The organism is Apibacter mensalis, assembly GCF_001418685.1.
Taxonomy (GTDB): Bacteria; Bacteroidota; Bacteroidia; order Flavobacteriales; family Weeksellaceae; genus Apibacter; species Apibacter mensalis.
The window spans coordinates 1-1380 of the sequence record NZ_LIVM01000039.1 but is presented as its reverse complement, the minus strand read 5'-3'; the positions used below and the strand labels follow the sequence as shown (position 1 = coordinate 1380).

2 protein-coding genes are annotated in these 1380 nt (G+C 34.9%); both read right to left on the bottom strand.

Translation table 11 applies throughout. The annotated features are described in order from the left end of the window. Positions 1 to 84 precede the first annotated feature (84 nt). Positions 85 to 537, bottom strand: coding sequence for an SMI1/KNR4 family protein (locus ASC36_RS10375; protein ID WP_055426412.1), 453 nt, complete (start codon positions 535 to 537; stop codon positions 85 to 87). 12 nt (positions 538 to 549) lie between these two features. Continuing rightward, a partial coding sequence (locus tag ASC36_RS11165) for an RHS repeat-associated core domain-containing protein (RefSeq protein WP_141656277.1) occupies positions 550 to 1380 on the bottom strand: 831 nt, incomplete at its 5' end.

Below are 1380 nucleotides of genomic sequence, written 5' to 3'. Positions count from 1 at the left end.
CGTTTCGAACTGGAAATCTTAGATAAACTCAACGCTTAAATAAAAAAGCCAACTTTTTTAGGTTGGCTTTTTGTTTTATTTTATCTATTCATCTCCATTCTCTTCTAAATTATCTAAAAAATTAGAAAATCCATTTATTAAAAACCTTATACTTCCATTTGATTCATTAACTTCTCCTAAATCTAGATAAATAATGTAAATATCTTCAGTCTCTACATTCATACAAAATAAATTCCCCCCCCAATCCATAGCAAAAGGTAGCATATTTTTTGGGATAATATTTTTTTCTATTGATAAATTTTGATATGTATCTTCGATTCTAGGATCTTCTGAATCAGACTTGTACTTAATAGATTTAAAACTGCTAATTTCCACAAAAGTTTCATATTCTTCCATGTAAAAATATGTCCTTGGAGGAACTCCACCATTATATTTTAGATAATGATCTATAAAGTCTTTTGGAAAGTTTAAATGTATAAGATTTTCAACTTCTTGAATATCTTCAATTGTTAATTTTATAGCACATTTATTAAACATAGGAATAATTATTTATTTACACTCTATTTTTGCTTTTTTAGCTCTTCGTTGAGGAGCTTTTTCTCTATATCCCATATCATAAGCTTTTTGTTTAGCTTCAAAAGTATCGTATTCTATTCCAAAATGATCTGCAAATTGCCCTGCTGATCCCTTATGTGGTAAAGAAGCCTCATGTGTTTGTGTTTTTACTAATTGCATTGTAGATTTTCCTGTTGTTGGATCAAAATCAGCAACATGATGCCAAGTATAACCCGTAGCATCAGCCTTGTTTATACCAGCTTCTTTAAAAGCCTGCGTAAAATCTGCGCTCCTATCTCCTTGCAATTTTATAGTTACAATATTTTTTTGATTTCCTGTTGTTGGAAATAAATCGGGATGTCCTGTAAAATCAACAGTATTTGTTACAGCCATCAACCCAAACGGATCCACCCAAGCATTGCTATCATGCACATACGCATAAAAATTCGGGTTATTCCCCGCCAGTTTTATGGGATCTTGGCTAATATATAAGCCGGTTTCAGGATTATAATACCTAAACCGATTATAATAAAGCCCCGTTTCTACATCTTCATACTGCCCCGGTTGCCGGAACGGAATAAACGGCTGATTGTTAAAAGTATCTTCCCGTATTCTGCCATAGATGTCAAATTCCACCTGCCAAACCAGTTCCCCTTTGTCATCATAGGCCTGAGCAGGTCTTCCCAAATAGTCCGATACAATCGAGTAGGACTTACCTTCGCATAGCTTAGCGGTGGGGACTAAACTTCCTTCCTCATAAACCCAAGTGGTCAGGTTTTCGACCGGTTCGGGTCGGTCCAACATAAGCATTCCCAGCTCGTCAGT